This is a genomic window from Desulfobulbus elongatus DSM 2908 (genome assembly GCF_000621145.1).
GTDB classification, from domain to species: Bacteria; Desulfobacterota; Desulfobulbia; order Desulfobulbales; family Desulfobulbaceae; genus Desulfobulbus; species Desulfobulbus elongatus.
On record NZ_JHZB01000006.1, the window covers coordinates 90,627 to 108,877 of the forward strand.

Annotated in this window: 15 protein-coding genes; 7 read left to right on the forward strand and 8 right to left on the reverse strand. The window is 58.9% G+C overall.

Translation table 11 applies throughout. From position 1 onward, the window contains the following. Nucleotides 1-38: 38 nt before the first annotated feature. From Q362_RS22720 to Q362_RS0105025, 3 genes are all read left to right on the forward strand, one after another. On the forward strand, nt 39-230 hold the full coding sequence (locus Q362_RS22720; protein WP_028317796.1) for a heavy-metal-associated domain-containing protein: 192 nt from the start codon (nt 39-41) through the stop codon (nt 228-230). Between the two features lie 155 nt (nt 231-385). Next, nucleotides 386-1,522, forward strand: coding sequence for an efflux RND transporter periplasmic adaptor subunit (locus tag Q362_RS0105020; RefSeq protein WP_028317797.1), 1,137 nt, complete (start codon nt 386-388; stop codon nt 1,520-1,522). 3 nt (nt 1,523-1,525) lie between these two features. Continuing rightward, nucleotides 1,526-4,636 (forward strand): efflux RND transporter permease subunit, encoded by a 3,111-nt coding sequence (locus tag Q362_RS0105025; protein ID WP_028317798.1) that lies wholly within the window; start codon nt 1,526-1,528, stop codon nt 4,634-4,636. A gap of 28 nt (nt 4,637-4,664) precedes the next feature. On the opposite strand, the gene Q362_RS0105030 is transcribed toward Q362_RS0105025, so the two are convergent. After that, nucleotides 4,665-5,534: an SDR family NAD(P)-dependent oxidoreductase gene (locus tag Q362_RS0105030; protein ID WP_028317799.1), complete on the reverse strand. Its 870-nt coding sequence runs from the start codon at nt 5,532-5,534 to the stop codon at nt 4,665-4,667. Nucleotides 5,535-6,146: 612 nt separating this feature from the next. On the opposite strand from Q362_RS0105030, the gene dndC reads away from it, so the two are divergent. Genes dndC through Q362_RS0105050 form a run of 4 tightly spaced genes read left to right on the forward strand, consistent with a single transcriptional unit; the run spans nt 6,147 to nt 11,050 of the window. Beyond that, a complete protein-coding gene (gene dndC / locus Q362_RS22725) occupies nt 6,147-7,277 on the forward strand; it encodes a DNA phosphorothioation system sulfurtransferase DndC (RefSeq protein ID WP_084312304.1) in 1,131 nt (376 codons plus the stop codon). After that, entirely contained in the window at nt 7,270-7,467 is a 198-nt protein-coding gene (locus tag Q362_RS0105035; RefSeq protein WP_028317800.1) for a DNA modification system-associated small protein, read from the forward strand. The genes dndC and Q362_RS0105035 overlap by 8 nt, the downstream gene beginning before the upstream one ends. 5 nt (nt 7,468-7,472) lie before the next feature. After that, entirely contained in the window at nt 7,473-9,545 is a 2,073-nt protein-coding gene (dndD, locus tag Q362_RS22730; RefSeq protein WP_084312306.1) for a DNA sulfur modification protein DndD, read from the forward strand. Then, on the forward strand, nt 9,545-11,050 hold the full coding sequence (locus Q362_RS0105050) for an ATP-binding protein (RefSeq protein ID WP_157469888.1): 1,506 nt from the start codon (nt 9,545-9,547) through the stop codon (nt 11,048-11,050). The genes dndD and Q362_RS0105050 overlap by 1 nt, the downstream gene beginning before the upstream one ends. Before the next feature lie 269 nt (nt 11,051-11,319). On the opposite strand, the gene Q362_RS19200 is transcribed toward Q362_RS0105050, so the two are convergent. The 7 genes from Q362_RS19200 to Q362_RS23445 form a co-directional block, all read right to left on the reverse strand. Then, entirely contained in the window at nt 11,320-11,940 is a 621-nt protein-coding gene (locus Q362_RS19200; protein ID WP_035215659.1) for a class I SAM-dependent methyltransferase, read from the reverse strand. A 188-nt stretch (nt 11,941-12,128) separates the two neighbouring features. Further along, the gene (locus Q362_RS19205) at nt 12,129-12,959 is read right to left on the reverse strand and encodes a flagellar motor protein MotB (protein WP_051553690.1); all 831 of its coding nucleotides are present in this window, start codon (nt 12,957-12,959) and stop codon (nt 12,129-12,131) included. Between the two features lies 1 nt (nt 12,960). Then, nucleotides 12,961-13,746 carry a flagellar motor protein gene (locus Q362_RS0105065; protein WP_028317804.1) on the reverse strand — a complete coding sequence of 262 codons (786 nt, stop codon included), beginning with the start codon at nt 13,744-13,746 and terminating at the stop codon, nt 12,961-12,963. A gap of 201 nt (nt 13,747-13,947) precedes the next feature. Then, nucleotides 13,948-14,181 carry a flagellar FlbD family protein gene (locus Q362_RS19210; RefSeq protein WP_051553692.1) on the reverse strand — a complete coding sequence of 78 codons (234 nt, stop codon included), beginning with the start codon at nt 14,179-14,181 and terminating at the stop codon, nt 13,948-13,950. A 166-nt stretch (nt 14,182-14,347) separates the two neighbouring features. After that, nucleotides 14,348-16,375 (reverse strand): acetyl-CoA carboxylase biotin carboxylase subunit, encoded by a 2,028-nt coding sequence (locus tag Q362_RS0105075; protein WP_028317805.1) that lies wholly within the window; start codon nt 16,373-16,375, stop codon nt 14,348-14,350. 8 nt (nt 16,376-16,383) lie between these two features. Then, nucleotides 16,384-17,937 carry an acyl-CoA carboxylase subunit beta gene (locus Q362_RS0105080; RefSeq protein WP_028317806.1) on the reverse strand — a complete coding sequence of 518 codons (1,554 nt, stop codon included), beginning with the start codon at nt 17,935-17,937 and terminating at the stop codon, nt 16,384-16,386. Next, nucleotides 17,909-18,238, reverse strand: coding sequence for a hypothetical protein (locus tag Q362_RS23445; protein ID WP_157469890.1), 330 nt, complete (start codon nt 18,236-18,238; stop codon nt 17,909-17,911). Before Q362_RS23445 ends, Q362_RS0105080 begins: the two co-directional genes overlap by 29 nt. Nucleotides 18,239-18,251 lie beyond the last annotated feature (13 nt).

Consider the following 18,251-nt stretch of genomic DNA (forward strand, 5'->3'; position numbering starts at 1 on the left):
GACAATCATCCGTGAACCACAACCAAAGAGGACCAACAATGACAACTCTCCGAATTCAGGGCATGAAGTGCCAGCATTGCGTTGCCGCCGCCAAAAAGACACTGGAAGATCTGGGCGCCACCGGCGTGGTCGTCGACCTTGCCAAGGGCGAGGCCCGCTACGAGGGCGCGCTCGATGGCGAGGCGGTGCGCCAGGCTATTGCCGCCAAGGGCTTTAGTGTCGTCGAGTAGCACCTGTCTTTTTCCGCCGCCCCGGCCTCCGGCCCAAGCCGGGCGCCGGTGGCACAACCTGTTGACCGGCTTGGGCCGGGATGGTATCGTAATCCAGCGTATGATGGCGGTTCCGGTTGTTTTCCGAACCGCCTTTCTTTTGTGGAGAGACGGCGATGAAGATCAAATCCCTGCTGCTCGGCATCGGCGGAGTCGTGGTGCTGGTCGGCGTGCTGGCCGGCGCCAAGGTCCTGCAGATCGGCACCCTCATCAAGACGAGCAAGGCGGCCAGGATTCCGCCCGAGGTGGTGGCCACGGTCCAGGCCCGGCCGCAGACCTGGGAGTCGCTGGTGACGGCGGTCGGCTCCCTGGAGGCGGTCCAGGGTGTGACCGTCGCGGCCGAGTTGACCGGCAAGGTGGTGGCCATCGCCTTTGAGCCGGGTTCCCTGGTCAAGGCGGGCGATCTCTTGGTCCAGCAGGACATTTCCGCCGAAACCGCCCAGTTGCGGGCGGCGGAGGCGGCCATCGCCCTGGCCAAGGTGACCTTCGAGCGGGCGAAGAAGATGCTGGAAACCAAGGTGGTGGCCGAGGCCAATTACGACAATGCCGAGGCCCAGCTCAAGCAGGCCCTGGCCCAGGCCGACACCATCCGGGCGACCATCGCCAAAAAGACCATCCGCGCCGCCTTCGACGGCAGGCTGGGCATCCGCCAGGTCCATCTCGGCGAGATCATCAAGGAGGGGACGCCGATCGTTTCCCTGCAATCACTCGATCCGATCTTCGTCAATTTTCTCGTGCCCCAGCAGCAACTGGCGCAGGTACAGCCCGGCTATCCGGTGCGGATCACCTCCGACGGCCTGCCGGCGGGCCAGGTGGTCACCGGGGCGATCACCGCGGTCAATCCCGAGGTCGACACCGCCAGCCGCAATCTCCGGGTCCAGGCCACGGTGGCCAATCAGGGGGAGCTCCTCAGGCCAGGCATGTTCGTCAACGTCGCCGTGATCCAGCCCCAGTCCAGCCCGGTCCTGGCCATTCCGGCCACGGCCGTGCTCTACGCGCCCTACTCGGATTCGGTGTTCGTGGTCGAGCCGGCCAAGGCCGACGAAGGCGGCGCGAACGGCTTGGTGGCGCGGCAGCAGTTCGTCCGCCTCGGTGAGAAGCGCGGCGATTTCGTGGCCGTGACCTCGGGGCTTACCCCGGAGCAGACCGTGGTGGCCACCGGGGTGTTCAAGCTGCGCAACGGCCAAGCCGTGGCGGTCGACAACAGCCTGCTGCCGGAATTCAAGCTGGCGCCGCGGCCCAAGGACGATTGACCCATGAACTTCACCGATCTTTTCGTCCGGCGGCCGGTCCTGGCGATCGTCACCAGCCTGCTGATCATCATCGCCGGCCTGCAGGCCATCGGCTCGCTCAACGTCCGCCAGTACCCGCGCAGCGACAATGCCGTGGTCACGGTGACCACCATCTACACCGGCGCCAACGCCGATCTGGTGCGCGGCTTCATCACCACGCCGCTGGAACGGGCCATCGCCGGGGCCGACGGCATCGACTATCTTCAATCCCAGTCCAGCCAGGGGAAATCGGTCATCAACGCCCGCCTGCGGCTCAACTACGACCCGATCAAGGCCCTGTCCGAGATCGGCTCCAAGGTCGATCAGGTCCGCCGCGATCTGCCGCCGGAGGCCGAAATCCCGATCATCGACGTCACCTCGGCGGATTCCCAGTTCGCCTCGGCCTATCTGAGCTTCACTTCGGAGGTGCTCCAGCAGAACGAGATCACCGATTATCTGATGCGGGTGGTCCAGCCCCGGCTCTCGGCGCTGGCCGGCGTGCAGCGGGCCGATATCCTGGGGGCGCGGACCTTTGCCATGCGGATCTGGCTCGACCCGGCCCGGATGGCGGCCTTCAACGTCAGCCCGGTGCAGGTGCGCCAGGCCCTGGCCAACAACAACTTCCTGGCCGCGGTGGGCACGACCAAAGGCTCGCTGGTGCAGGTCAACCTGACCACCAACACCGACATGCGCACCGTGGAGGATTTCAAGCGGCTGGTGATCCGCGAGGATCAGGGAGCCATTGTCCGCATCGAGGATATCGGCCAGGTGGTGCTCGGCGCCGAGGATTACGACACCGAGGTGCGGTTTTCCGGGCAGGCCGCCGTGTTCATGGGCATCTGGCCGCTGCCCAACGCCAACTCGCTCGACGTGATCAAGCGGGTGCGCGCCGAGATGGGCGAGATCGACCGGCAACTGCCCAACGGCCTTTCCGCCCGCATCGCCTACGACGGCACCGACTACATCGAGAACGCCATCCGGGAAGTGGTCGAGACCCTGAGCGAGACGCTGTTGATCGTCATCGTCATCATCTTCCTCTTCCTGGGCTCGCTGCGCGCGGCCATCATTCCGGTGGTCACCATCCCCTTGTCCCTGATCGGGGCGATGTTTCTCATGCAGGTCTTCGGGTTCACCATCAACCTGCTGACCCTGCTGGCCATCGTGCTGTCCGTGGGTCTGGTGGTCGACGACGCCATCGTGGTGGTCGAAAACGTCGAACGCCATCTCGGCGAGGGCAAGACGCCGATGGATGCGGCCCTGCTCAGCGGCCGCGAACTGGTCAGCCCGCTGATTTCGATGACCGTCACCCTGGCCGCGGTGTACGCGCCCATCGGCCTCCAGGGCGGCCTGACCGGCGCGCTCTTCCGCGAATTCGCCTTCACCCTCGCCGGGGCGGTGGTCATCTCAGGGGTGGTGGCCCTGACCCTGTCGCCGATGATGTCCTCCAAGCTGCTCAGGGCCGGCATGACCGAACATGGCCTGGCCGGCAAGATCGAACGCGATTTCAAGCGGCTCCGCGCCGCCTACGGCCGCTGGCTCGGCCTCACGCTCCGGCACCGGCCGGCGGTGTATCTGGTTTGGATCGTCCTCGGCCTGCTGTCGGTGCCGATGTTTCAGATGTCGGCCAAGGAACTGGCGCCGACCGAGGATCAGGGCGTCATCTTCGGCATTATCGAATCGGCGGCCAACTCCACCCTGGACCAGAATCAACAGTATACGAAGGCGGTCAATGGCGTCTTCCAGAGCGTTGCCGAAACCGATTTCGTCTTTCAGATCACCGAGCCCAGCTCCGGTTTCGCGGGCATGGTGACCAAGCCCTGGCAGGACCGCGAGCGGACCATTTTCGAGATCATGCCCGAGGTGGCGCAGAAGCTGCACGGCATCAGCGGCATCCGCGTCCTGCCGGTGACGCCCCCGGCCCTGCCCGGCGGCGGCCAGTTCCCGGTGGAATTCGTCATCGCCTCCACCGCCGAACTCGACCAGATCCTCGAATTCGCCAAGAAGATCCAGGTGGCGGCCACCGAGAGCAGGATGTTCGCCTTCCCGCCGCTGCTCGACGTCAAGATCGATCAGCCCCAGTCGGAGATCGTCATCGACCGCGACAAGGTGGCGGCGCTCGGCCTCAACCTCCAGCAGATGGGCGCCGATCTCGGCACCATGATGGGCGGCAATTACGTCAACCGCTTCAATATCGCCGGCCGCAGCTACAAGGTGGTGCCCCAGATCATGCGGACCGACCGGCTCAATCCAGATCAGTTGGGCAACATCCATGTGACCGGCCCGGATGGGACGCTGGTGCCGCTCGCCACCGTGGCCACCATCAAGGATACCACCGAGGCCCGGTCCCTGAACCGCTTTCAGCAGCTGAACGCGGTCACCATCAGCGCCTATCCGATGCGGCCCCTGGACGAGGCGCTCCGCTTTCTCGAGGACGAGGCGGCCAAGATCCTGCCCCAGGGCTACTCGCTCGACTACACCGGCGAGTCCCGCCAGCTGCGGGTGGAGGGCAATACCTTTGTCCTGGCCTTCGGCCTGGCCATCGTCCTGATTTTCCTGGTGCTCGCCGCCCAGTTCAACAGCTTCCGCGATCCCTTCGTCATCCTGGCCGGCTCCGTGCCCCTGGCCATGTTCGGCGCCCTGATCTTCACCTTCCTCAAGATGCCCGATCCCAACGTCCCGTTCTGGACCAGGGGTTGGACCACCTCGCTCAACATCTATTCCCAGGTGGGCCTGGTGACCCTGGTGGGGCTGGTGTCGAAGAACGGCATTTTGATCGTCGAGTTCGCCAACAAGCTCCAGGAGCAGGGCTTGAGCAAGCACGCGGCGGTGCTGGAGGCGGCCATGACCCGCCTGCGGCCGATCCTGATGACCACAGGCGCCACCATTGCCGGCCATTTTCCCTTGACCCTAGTCACCGGTGCGGGCGCCGCGGCCCGCAACTCGATCGGTCTGGTGCTGGTGGGTGGTATGGCCATTGGCTCGCTGTTCACCCTGTTCGTGATTCCGTCGATTTACATGCTGGTGGCCAAGGATCACCGGCGCGATCGCGCCGCCTCGGCCGAAGAGGCCCTGGCGCCGCCGCCGACCCAGGAGTGAGTCGCCAGCGGCGCGGGCCAGGGCGTGCTTATTGATGCATCCGCCAGCCGCCGCCGGCATAGAGCAGTTGGCCGGTCAGCCAGCGGGCCTGCTCGGAGGCGAGAAAAAGGATCACCTCGGCCGCGTCTTCGGGCCTGCCGATCCGCCGCAGGGGGAGTTGCGCCGTGATGGCGCGTTCCTCCTCCGGTGTCAGATACCCGATCTGCGTGGGACCGGGCGCGACGATATTCACGGTAATGCCATATTGGTCCACTTCCAGGGCGGCCGAGCGGCTGTAGGATTCGATGGCGTGTTTGCTGGCCGCATAGCTGACGTTGGCCTCGTGGGCATGGGCCGCATCGGTGCTGACATTGACGATCCGGCCCCAGCGGGCCTTTCGCTGCACGAAGCGGCGGATGTATTCGGCTATGGTCAGGGCGTAGGAGCGGGTGTTGACGGCGCTGTTCCTGTCGATGTCCCGCGCCGACACCGCCTCGACGCCGAACCCTTCGCTGGTCATTGCGGCCGGATCGAAGGTGTCGGGAGCGCAGTAGCAATGGTTGTTGACCAGGATGTCGACCGGGCCGAGTTCGGCTTCGCACCGGTCGAAGAGGACGGGAATGTTCGCCGCAATTCCGAGATCGAGTTCGCATGCCGCTGTCGTGCCGCCAGCTTCCCGGATTTCCGCGACAATGGCGTCCGCCCTCTGTTGCTGGCTGGCCCGATAGAGGAGAGCGCCGCCCTCCCCGGCCTCCTGCGCGGCCCTGAGCTGGGCCGCGCTGTACTCGCAGGGCTCCCGAAAACAGCTTAGATACACCTTCGCACCCTGGGCGGCAAAGGCCCTGGCCGTCGCTGCGCCGATGCCGTGATTGGCCCCGGTGATCATCACAACCCTGCCGGCAATACACGGATCGATCATTTCAGTTTCCTTTGATATGTAACCGTCTCTTTTGGCGGATTGCCGCGTTAAACGCTTAACCATTCAGGAAGCGAGGCGCGGCTCCCCCAATCCTCAGAACAATATCGTTTCAGACAAAACCGGATACGGTGGCTTCGCTGTATTGCGACATCTTCTTCTTGCCGAGAGAGGGGAATTACGCTTTGATGATAAAATGCCTTCGGCATTATCTTGAGCCATGCTTGCGGCGATTCCCATTGGAGGGTAATCAAAACGCCATAAAACACAAGTGTGGCTTGCTCGGTCCGATGACGGAATCAGGCAACCTTTTCAAGGCTTGCCGCCAGGATTTGGACACTCGGCCCAATTGCATTTGAATCGACGGGAGATGCTTCCAAGGATGCCGTCCAAGAATACGACGGTATTGCTGCTCATAAATATGGAACGAAGTTTGAATTTACTCACATTTTTTCTTGATGGTCAGAGGAACATTGTTTGTTGGCGGGAGATTTTCCCTACCGCTGACCAATCTTTGCCTCCAGCCCTGTTTACCTCGCTTCTCCTTTGGAATGTGGGGATTTTTTTGTACTTTCTCGTAGAGCTAGATCAGCATGTGCGGCAAAGGTGGTGGCCATGAAAGAAGCGATAGCCCCTGCCGGCGGAGATATTGGTTCGCTGTGGGAAAGTGTTGTTGAGAGTATTCGGGAGGAATATCTTTCCGAGACGCAATCCTATCCCTGGATCATCGGTTTTTCTGGTGGCAAGGATTCCACGGTGCTGGCTCAGGCAGTATTTGAGGCATTGCTCTCCATCGCTCCTTCACGCCGCACCCGCGCCATCCATATCGTTTCCAACGATACTTTGGTGGAAAGTCCATTGGTCGTTGCCCACCTTGTGCGTTCACAAGCTGCAATCCGCGAGGCTGCTACCAATTGGCGGCTTCCCGTCACAGTTGTCACCACCACACCAGCCCCTGAACAGACCTTTTGGGTTTTGCTGATAGGCAGGGGCTATCCTAGCCCAAACCAGAAAATGCGCTGGTGTACTGATCGGCTGAAAATCGCGCCGACCAGTCAATATATTCGTGCTTGCGTCAACAAAGATGGCGCGGCCATTGTGATTCTCGGCGTTCGGTTGGATGAATCGAACAGCCGTCGGGCCAGTATCCTCAAACATGAAAACCTCGTACAATCAAATCTCACCCCTCACACTAATTTGCCGGGTGCGTTCATTTACCGACCTATTGTTCATCTGACCACTGACCAGATTTGGGAGATTATCTGGTGCTTCCCGCCGCCTTGGGGCGGTTCGCACGAGGGATTGATTAAATTGTACAAGGATTCCCAAGGTGGTGAATGCCCCTTTGTCACCAGTCCTGAGGATGCACCGGGCTGCGGCACCACTTCCAGCCGTTTTGGTTGCTGGGCCTGTACGGTCGTAACAAAAGACAAGAGTTTGCAAAATGTTGTCGATGCAGGAGAACAGCGATATAGCCCCTTAATCGAATTTCGTGATTGGCTGAAAGAGATCCGCAACGATCCTCAATGGCGTAGTGTGGAGCGGCGTAATGGCAAGATTCAATACAGTCTCACGGGCAAACATATTCCCGGTCCCTTTACCATCGAGGCTAGGCATAAGATTTTAGCGAGACTTCTCCAAACTCAGGAAGCCTTTGGCGTAGAACTGATTTCAAAGCGGGAAGTTGATCTTATCAAGCGCTTATGGGCTGATGAACTCTTAAGAAAAGGAAACAGACATGGATGATTTTTTAGGTGATCTACCTCTTTGGAAAGACACAGAGGCGAGGAAAATTTTGGAAGAACTGTGTGCAAAAAATAATATGCCCGTGGATGTTTTGGAAGACCTTGTAACCTTGCAGCGTGACCGACAGCACCAAGAACGGGCACATGGGGTGAATGAGGCGATAAGCGAGATTCTTGACCGGATGGAATAACAGCCATGTGGATAGCGGAAATCGAATTGACCAATTTCAAAAGCTACATTTCTCAGAAATTCACTTTTCCCAAACCGACAGAAGGAAAAAACCTAATTTTGATCGGTGGGATGAATGGGTATGGCAAAACTACCTTGCTGGAAGCTTTGTATCTTTGCCTGTATGGTAAGGACGCCATGCCACATCTGGCACGCGCTGGTCTTGATTTCACCAAAAAAGGTAGAGGGTATCCCAGTTTTCTCGAACGGGCGCTCAATGGCCGCGCCCTTGAAATGCGTCGCGACAACATGAGCGTTAAGGTGGGAATTCTTTCGGGCTCTAAAGAAGGATTTTCGATTAGCCGCCGATGGTTTTTTGACAAACAAGGCAACTGGAATGGAGAGGAAGACACTCGCTTGATAAGAATCAGCCCCGGCAGTTACGGGCAAACGATGGGTGAAGAGAGACTTCCTGAAATCCTTGATAACCATTTTGTCCCCGCCCATATCGCCCCCTTCTTTTTCTTTGATGGCGAGGAGGTTAAAAAACTCGCTGACCAAAACCGAATTGAACAGATCAAAATGGGCATGGAAGGGTTGCTGGGTGTTGTTTTGCTGCGCGGGGTTCAAAAACGGCTGGAGCGGTATCAAAATAGTATTCGCCAGCGGAACCAAGTGATCGGTGTTGATGAGCAAAAATACCAGGAACTTGCCAGGAAGCTGGAACGAGATGAGCGTGAGTTGAGTGGATTGAAAGCCAAAAAAGAAGATCTTGACCATGACCTTGAGGGCGATAAAACCCGCCGCCAAGACCTGACCGGTCGCATTTTGGCTCTTGGCGGCGGTGGTGGTGACATTGCCAGCGCCAAAGAGATCATTGAGGAACAAGGGAGATTGAAAGTTGAAATTGGCGAGTGCGAAAAAGGGATGGAAGAGGTTTTGGCAGATAAATTGCCTTTCCATCTTGTTCACAAGAACTTTACCATTAGCCTTAAAAAACAACTCAATCAAGAGATTGCACGACGACGCTGGGATGCTCGCAAGGAAAGCATGGCCCCGGATAAAGAACGTTTTGTAATCGCCTTTTTTAATACGATAGAGCCACCTATCAATCCACCCCTGGAAAATGCTCAGGAAGGTGCGGTACGGACACGTATCGATGCAGCCTGGGAAAGTCTTTTTTATCCTATGCCTCCGGACTGTGCCTCTATAATTCTGCATGATTACTTGGCCGATGAAAAGCGTGAGACTCTTTTGCAAATGATGGCCGATCTGATAATTGGATCAGAAGATATTCGTACTCTTATCGCACGGAAGGAATCTCTTGAACATCAGTTGAATGAACTCAACAAGCGTCTAACGAAAATCGAAGGCATTGATCGCGATGGTACTCTTGCCGAACTCAACAAAGACTTGATAGCGCTTAATGCCACAATCGATCAGCAGGAACGGAGTCGAGGTGATCTTGAACGGCAAATCAGGGCGCTCCAGGCGAGCATTGATCAGGACAGAGCCACTTATAATCACATGCGCGAATTGATTATCAAGGCTAGTCCTGCAAAATCTAATATTGTAAAGGCAGAGCGCGTGCATAAGCTTATCGAGGAACTGGTTCCTTGTCTGTACAGTCTCAAAACGCGGCAACTCGGAGAGGCAATGACCAGAGCCTATAAAAGCCTTGCCCACAAGACCCAGATTGCCCGTATCGAAATCGACGATAGCGGGGCTAGTCACCTGCTTGCCGGTGACGGCGAAGAAATCAGGCTTGATCGTTCCGCCGGAGAGAATCAGTTGTTTGCCACCGCGCTTTTGGCCGGACTCGCCGAAGTATCGGGACAGGGCGCGCCTCTGGTTGTCGATACACCTCTTGCCCGTTTAGATAGTGCTCATCGCCATAATATCCTCAAATTTTGGATTGGACGGAAAGATCGTCAGGTCATTCTGCTTTCCCAAGACGAGGAAATCGATGCCGAGATGTTTTCGACTTTTCGCGATTCTGTTTGCAAGACTTGGTTGCTCGAACACAGCGAATTAGGTCGTGGTATAGGCAAAACCGTAGCGAAAGAAGACCGATATTTTACAATCGAGAAAGGTAAATAATGGATGGATTGACAATCGAGACAGCTTTGTTAGCTAGTTACGCCACATCTGGAGAGGCATATAAGCAGACCGAAGAACTTCGTAAGTTTCTTGGATTTTCAGCAAGAGCACCCATCGCTCGTATGTCCATTGGTCGTTCGCTTGGTGAAACAGCCCCTCCTCCCAAACCACCGGACACAAGAGGAAAAGGGATTAAGGGTGATACCCTGTTTGGTGTAGATGAATTTCCACTGTGGATGGCTCTGCTGGTTACCAATTTGCGAACCTGTTTTCCTCAAAAGGATGTGACCTCGGCCAATGTTCAAGCTCTTGTTGCTTGTCATTGGCATCGTGGCATAAGTCTACTCATGGACGATTGGAACGAAGCGGAAGGGGGCTACAAAAAATTTGTCGAGATGCTCATTACCCGTCGAGCAGTGCTTCCAGATCGCTTGGGAGGTAACGCCACTCCGATAGCAGAAACCGTTTCCTCTGGAGCGGTCAACATCAAGATTGGTAAAGAAGAGGGAAATGGCGAACCTTTTGCTTGGACAGTCAACGGGGTCGGCTATTCACCACATATCGCTATTATGGGACAAGTTGGTTCTGGTAAGACTCGCACCATGTTGGAGGCTATTCTCCAGATGCACCGACAGACTCAAGCGCCGGTACTGTTACTTGATCTTGGCAAGGGAGAACTTGCCGATAATGCTGAATTGGCGCGGGAGTTAGGGGCGGAAGTGCTGCGAGTACCGCAAAACCCCATCGGGCTGGACATGTTTCACGGCTCCTGCGCTTCGGAAGATATCGCTTCGGATACGGTGCTGGGTTTTCGCGATTCCCTGACTAAAGTGATGCAAAGTCGTCCAGGAGGCAAACAGCTCGACCATATCCGGGAGGCGCTTAAACCGCTGTTTTCCCGTAATGTACGGATTTCTATGGAAGGCGTGCGCGACTGCCTCAAAAACTATTACGAAGAAAATGAAATTAATATCGATTCGGTGATCTCCGCTATCAACGACCTGACCGAGCGCACCATATTCCGCCCAGAAATCGCACCAGCGGATTTTTTCTCCCGTTCGTGGATCATCACCTTCGGTCAGGCTCGCGATACAGTGAAAAATCTGGCAGCCTACCTGTTGCTGGATGCCTTAAATGTCTTTTTGAAAAATCTGCAAGAGGCCTCCCGTGATAGCGAAGGTCACCGTGCCATTCGCCTGATTCTGGCTGTGGATGAAGCGAAGAACCTGCTCGCATCTCGACATCAGGGGCTTTCAGACAACATTCGCCTCCATCGCTCCAAGGGTCTGGTGGTACTACTGGCCTCTCAGTCTCCGGATGACTATAAGGGCGCTGGAGACGATTACTTGGAAAATATCGGATTACCTATTTGCTTCAAAACCAACGCCGTCGCGACGGCAGTTATTCAAAATATGTTTAAGGGCAAGGTGAACTTTGCAGCTTTGGATACAGGCGTCTGTCTGACCCTCAAGGATGGGCGGGCACTACGGGTGAAAACCTTTTAGCGAGGTTCGAGATGCAGATACCCATCCCTTGGATTGAAGATTGGTCGAGGGGATAATAGGTTCGGAATGTAAAAATGGATATAAAATACCCAATGAATGCCTGGTGCAGTTAAATTTTCTAATAGGTTGGATCTCATCGTCATACAGACCGGGATTTCTCGCTATTGTTCAAAATGACGATATACATTACCTCATCTTCACGAGAAACGATCAGAATACACGGTGTAATTGTCATTTTGCAAGAAGCTCAGATTGTCACCAAGTTTGCCTCAGTCCGTCAATTTCTTCGTCGTTACCCAGAGAAAGGTCTCGCCGCCGATGGTGTGATAGTCCCTGGAGTCGATGGCGAAACCGATTGCCTCCAGGTCGCGGAACAGTTCGTCCGGCGTGGCATGGCTGTAGAAGAGATCGGTGTCGATAAACCGCTTGTAGCCGCTGAACCTGTCGCTGCCGGTGTATTCCTTGGTCGCGTAGGTGAACAGGACCCGGCCTTCGGGCTTGAGCCACCGGTGGATGTTGCGGAACAGATCGAAGTGATCTACAACGGGAATGTGGAAAATGCTGTACGTGGCCGTGATGGCGTCGAACTGGTTGGGAGCGAATCGAATTTCCCGCATGTCGCTTTCGGTGGTGTTCATTTCCGGTGCATATTTCGCGGCCAGTTCGAGCATCCGCCCGGAAAAGTCGACGCCGGTCACCCGCCATCCCTTGCCGATGAAATAACGGGCGACCGGTTCGCCCGCGCCGCAGCCCAAATCGAGCAGTTCTCCTTCGTTCTTACCCAAGGCATCGTAAAACATGCGTAGAATCGACGAAATATCGAAGGCGCCTCTGTTGGATTCGTAGGTGTCGGCGAATCTGTTGTAGATCTCGTGCAGCGATGTGCTCATAGTGCTCCATTATTTCATGATTCCGTTATCAATGCCGGAGCAGCCGGGTGCCGAAGGAGTAGAGCGTTTTTTCGCCCTATTTTTCCGCAGGAAGCGGAGAAGGGTCGGCTGGCCGGAAAAAAAGAAGGCCAACCCCACAGGGAATTGGCCTCCGGTCCGGTGCCCGGTTCGCCGCTGCACCGGACCGGTCAGAAGGGCACCTTGAGGACCCGGGGCGGCGGCGGGGCTGGTTCCTGCTCCTCGATCTCGCCGGTGGTGGCGCCGAGCAGGACGAGATCCACCCGCCGGTTCTGCTTCCGCCCCTCCTCGGTGCTGTTATCGGCGACCGGACGGTATTCGCCGTAGCCGGTGACCGATATCTTTTCCGGGCTCAAGCCGTGCCGGTCCATGAAAAACCGGGCGAGGCTGGTGGCCCGGGCGGTCGACAATTCCCAGTTTGACTGGAATGCCGGCGACCGGATCGGGATGGTGTCGGTGTGCCCTTCGAAGCTGATCTCGTTGCCGTAGGGCAGCAGGGTCTCGGCCATCTTGGCCAGCAATTCGTAGGATGCCGGGTTGATGGTGGCGCTGCCCGAGTCGAAAAATCCGGCTTCCTTCATGCTGATCACCAACCCTCGCTTGGTGATCTCGATATGCACCTTGTCCTGCGCCTGCTTCTCGATCAGGAATTTTTCCAGGGCGACCAGGATCTCCTTGAAATCCTTCTTGGTCGCCTGCACCTTGTTCGGTCCGTCGCTCTTGGACTTCGGCTTCTCGACGTTCTTCGGTTGCGCCCGCATCGACGGAATGGGCATTATGTCGGTCTTGTTCATTATCTGCGGCTTGCCCGAGGTGGTGCCGGTGGTGACGCCGAACGCGGTCCGGTAGGAAGCGGCCACCTGCTCCACCTTCTTCCGGTCGGTCTGGGACATGGCGTAGAGGGTGACGAACACCGCGAACAGCAGGGTGATGAAGTCACCGTAGGAAACCAGCCACCGCTCGTGGTTGGGCGCCTTTTCCGGCTCTTTTTTCCGTGCCATCTTATCTCTTGCCTCCTTCCTCGTCGGCGGCGGAGCCCTTGCCGCCATGACCGCCCAGATACGACTTCAGGCGCTCCTCGATGAACCGGGGATTCTCGCCGTTCTGGATGGCGACGATGCCGGCGATGATGATTTCCTTGCGCACCGAGTCGTCCTTGATCCGGAGCTTGATCTTGGTGGCCGCGGGCAGGCAGATGATATTGGCGGTGACCAGGCCGTAAATGGTGGCCACGAAGGCGACCGCGATACCGGCGCCCAGCTTGGAGGTGTCCTCCAGGTTGCTCATGACGTGGATCAGGCCGAGCACCGCGCCGATGATGCCGATGGTCGGCGCATAGCCGCCGGCCGCCTCGAAAAATTCGGCGCTCATCTTGGCGTGTTCCTCGGACGCGGCCAGGTCGATTTCCATCAGCTCCCTGATATCCTTGGGCTCGACCCCGTCGACCGACAGCGAAATGGCCTTTTTCATGAACCGGTCCTTGTGCGTCTGGGCGTCCTGCTCCAGGGCGATGATGCCGTTTTTTCTCGCCTTGGCCGCATAGCCGCAGATCTCGGTGATGAGATCGTCATTTTTCGGAGAGGTGCTGAGCAGCTTCTTGACATCCTTGACGGCGCCGATGGCGACTTCAAGGGGGAAACTGACGAAGGCCGCGCCAAAGGTGCCGCCCAGCACGATCAGGGCGGCGGTGGGTTGCAGGAGGGCGGTGAGGTGCAGTCCCTCCAGGGCGGCGCCACCGACGATGGCGCCAAAGCCCATGACTAATCCGATGATGGTTGCGATATCCATAGTGTTTCTGCTGCTGATTGAAGGGGCGGACGTCCGTTTCGGCCCGAATGCCTCGGAAAGACTATGACATATTATTGTATGGGAAGGAACGGGGATTCAAAAGAAAAAAACGAACAAGGGGGAAAGCCGGCGGGTTCGTCTCTCCCGCCGGCACGACGGCGGGGATGCGGATATGCCGGTCTGTCCCGATCAGGGCGGCGATCATGCCGGCGTCCCGGCAGCGGTCGCGTCGGCACCGGGGTCCTGGCGCGACAGGCGGATGATCCGAACGCGGTAGGCAACGATTCTGTCGATGACGTCCTCGGCCTTTTCCCGGACAAGGATATGATCGGCGTTGATCAGTTCGATGATCGTATCCGGCGTTTCCTCGATACTCTTGATCAGGTCGGGGTTGAGATAGAATGCCGAATTGTTGAGCCTGGTCAGTTTAATCATGGCGGGAGGGAACAAGCAGGCCAACGCACGGTGACGCCGGCAACGGAAATCCGCCGGCCGTGCCGCCGCGATCCACGATCGTCGGCGAAACGGCCGGCCTGGTGTATGAGGCCGGCTTTCCCGGAAACGGAAGGTGCCGCACCTGTCGCCCTGACGCCACCCGGCGCTAAGCGACTTTTTCCTCCACCTCGAAGGTGATCAAGGTCTGGTCGGACTCCACCGCCTGCCCCTTGTTCACCAGGACCTCGGCAATGACGCCGTCCACTGGCGAGGCGACGCCGCTCTCCATCTTCATCGACTCCAGGATCACCAGGTTCTGGCCGCGGAAGACGCGCTCGCCCTTCTGGGCCAGCACATCCACCACCAGGCCGGGCATCGGGCAGAGGAGGATGTTGTTGAGCGAGGCGTCGGCCTTTTCGGGCATGAACTTCATCATCTCCCATTCTTGCGGGGTATAGACCTCGAACAGCCGGGAGATGCCGTTGAAGCTCATGAAGACGAACGATTCCTCGAAGCGGATGCGGAACCGGTAGGGCTGGCCGTTGATGTTCAGCTTCAGGCGGCGGCGGAAGAATTCGAAGGTGGGGATCTCGACCCGGTGGGTGGTGCCGTCCACCCGGATGGTGCAGGTCTCGCCGCTGATCGGCGTGCCTTCCAGGGCCACCTCGAACAGATCGTCCTGGCAGCGGACCTTGTACTGATGCATGCGGCCCAGGTCGCGTTTGCCGCCGATGTCGGAAACCATGTGGAGCAGGGATTCGCGGACCGCCACCGTGCGGGTGTGGTAGATCAGCGTCGCCGCGAGGGCCGCCAGTTGCAGATACTGGAGCGAGGGGGACCGTTTCGAGATGCCGCCGTCGAAGTGCTGGTCGATGAAGCCGGTGCTCAGGGCGCCTTCGGCGAACTCGGGCAGGCAGAGCACGCTGGTGACGAAGTCGATATTGGTGAACACACCCTCGATGTGGTAGCCGTTCAGGGCCTCGATGAGCATGCGGCGGGCATCTTCCCTGGTCTTGCCGTGGCAGATCAGCTTGCCCAGCATGGAGTCGTAGTAGACGTCGATTTTGCCGCCGATGTTGACGCCGGAATCCACCCGGATGCCCTTGCCGCGCGGGGAGGCGTAGCGGGTGATCATGCCGGTGGAGGGGATGAAGCCGCGGGTCGGGTCTTCGGCGCAGATGCGGGCCTCGATGGCCCAGCCGTTGAAGGCGACGCCGCTCTGGTCGAAGGGCAGCGGCTCGCCGGCGGCGATGCGCAGTTGCAGTTCCACCAGGTCGAGGCCGGTGACCATTTCGGTGACCGGGTGCTCCACCTGGAGGCGGGTGTTCATCTCCAGGAAATAGAAATTGTGCTGGGCGTCCATGACGAACTCGACCGTGCCGGCATTGACGTATTTGGCCTGGCGGGCCAGGTCGCAGGCGGCGCGGCCCATGCGCTCGCGCAGGTCGGCGGAAACGGCCGGCGAGGGCGACTCCTCGATCACCTTCTGGTAGCGCCGCTGGATGGAGCATTCGCGTTCGCCCAGATGGACCACATGGCCCTGGCTGTCGGCCAGGACCTGGATCTCGATGTGGCGGGGCTGCTCGATGTAGCGCTCGACGAACACCCGGGTGTCGTTGAAGGCCTTGAGGGTTTCCTTGCGGCTGGCCGCCAGGGCCTCCTTCATGTCCCCGGCTCTGCGGACGATGCGCATGCCCTTGCCGCCGCCGCCGGCCGCCGGTTTGAGCAGCACCGGATAGCCGATTTCGTCCGCGATGGCGATGGCTTCCTCCTCGTCCCTGATCGCCTCGATGGTGCCGGGGATGACCGGCACGCCGGCGTTCTTGGCCAGTTCCTTGGAGGTGATCTTGTCGCCCATGAGGTCGATGGCCTCGACCGGTGGGCCGATGAGCACCAGTCCGGCCTCCTGGACCGCCCTGGCGAAGTCGGCCTTCTCGGAAAGAAAGCCGTAGCCGGGGTGGATGGCCCGGGCGCCGGTGGCCTGGGCCGCCTTGATGATCTTGTCGATGTCGAGGTAGGATTTCTGCGACGGCGACTCGCCGATGTGCACCGCCTCGTCCGCTAGGTGCCGGTGCAGGCTGCGGCTGTCGGCGTCGGAGTAGACCGCCACGGTGTTGATGCCCAGGCGGTTGCAGGTGCGGATGATGCGGACGGCGATCTCGCCGCGGTTGGCGATCAGAATTTTATCGAACATGGCGTGCCTCACAGGGGGATGTTTCCGTGTTTGCGATTCGGTCCCTTGGTGTCCTTGCTGTCGAGCATCTGCAGAGTGCGGATGAGATGCGAGCGGGTGTCGCGCGGGAAGATGACGTCGTCGATGTAGCCCCGCTGCGCGGCAAGGAAGGGGTTGGCGAAGGTGCGGCGGTATTCCTCCATCTTTTCGTTGAGCACGGCCTCCGGGTCTCCGGCCGAATAGATCTCCTTGCGGTGGATGACCTCGGCCGCGCCCTTGGGCCCCATGACCGCGATTTCGGCGGTCGGCCAGGCATAGTTGACGTCGCAGTGGATGTGCTTGGAGTTCATCACCAGATAGGCGCCGCCGTAGGCCTTGCGGATGATCACCGAGATGCGCGGCACCGTGGCCTCGGTGAAGGCGTAGAGCAGCTTGGCGCCGTGGCGGATGATGCCGCCGTGTTCCTGGTCCGGGCCGGGCATGAAGCCGGGCACGTCGACCAGGGAGATCAGCGGGATGTTGAAGGCGTCGCAGAAACGGACGAAACGGCCGGCCTTGAACGAGGCGTCGTTGTCGAGGACGCCGGCCAGCACTGCCGGCTGGTTGGCCACCAGGCCCACGGTCTGGCCGCCGAGCCGGCCGAAGCCGCAGATGATGTTGCGGGCGAATCCGGCGTGGACCTCCATGAACTCCGCGCCGTCCAGGATTGAGTGGATCAGCACGTTCATGTCGTAGGTCTGGTTGGAGTTGCTCGGGATGAGGAAGTCCAGGGCCGGATCGGTCCGGTCGGCGGCGTCGCTGAGGTCGAGAATCGGCGCGCGCAGGCGGTTGTTGGAGGGCAGGTAGCTGATCAGCCGCCGCACCTCGCGCAGGGCGAGCACGTCGTTGGGCACGGTGAAATGGGCCACGCCGCTCTTGCCGGCATGCACCTTGGCGCCGCCCAGGGCCTCGGAGGTGATGTCCTGGTGGGTGACGGTCTTGACCACGCTCGGCCCGGTGACGAACATGTAGGAGGAATCCTCGACCATGAAGACGAAATCGGTGATCGAGGGGCTGTAAACCGCGCCGCCGGCGCAGGGACCCATGATGCAGGAGATCTGCGGCACCACCCCGCTGGCCCGGACGTTGCGGTGAAAGATCTCGCCGTAGGCGGCGAGGGCGTCGACGCCCTCCTGGATGCGAGCGCCGCCGGAATCGTTGAGGCCGATGATCGGTGCGCCCACCTTGACCGCCAGGTCCATGACCTTGCAGATCTTCTGGGCGTGGGCCTCGCCCAGCGAGCCGCCGAGTACGGTGAAATCCTGGCTGAACACGAAGACCTCGCGACCGTCGATGGAACCATGGCCGGTGATGACGCCGTCGCCGAGATAGCTCTTCTCCTCGCCCAGGCTGCCGCCCCGGCCCAGCTTGAGCACGTCGAACTCCTCGAAGGAGCCGCCGTCCAGCAACAGATCGAGCCGCTCGCGCGCCGTCAGCTTGCCCTTGCGGTGCTGATCGAGCTTTTTCTCCTCCCCGCCGGCGTCAATGGACTCCGCCCGCAATCGTTCCAAGGTTTCAAGGGTTGCGTTGTATTGGGTATCCATGGGCATTCCCTGAGAATGGAACCTGTATGGCAACCCAGACAAGGGCTGCACGCAGATTCACGATGATAGATGATTGTTCCGTCGCCGGTCGGCTCTGCTTCACTTTCATTGACAAGCCGGTCGATGCCGGAAGGCGGGTACGCTGTTGGGTCAGGTGGCTTTCGATAAAATACGCAATAATACTTGAGCGACGCTTTGTTGACAAATCAGAAAAACTCATTGCCGTCATTAATTTGGCCGCAAAAGAAAAGAAAGTGACCGGAACCGCCTTCCAACCACCCTTTATCGATGGCAGATGCATCCCTGCACGGCTT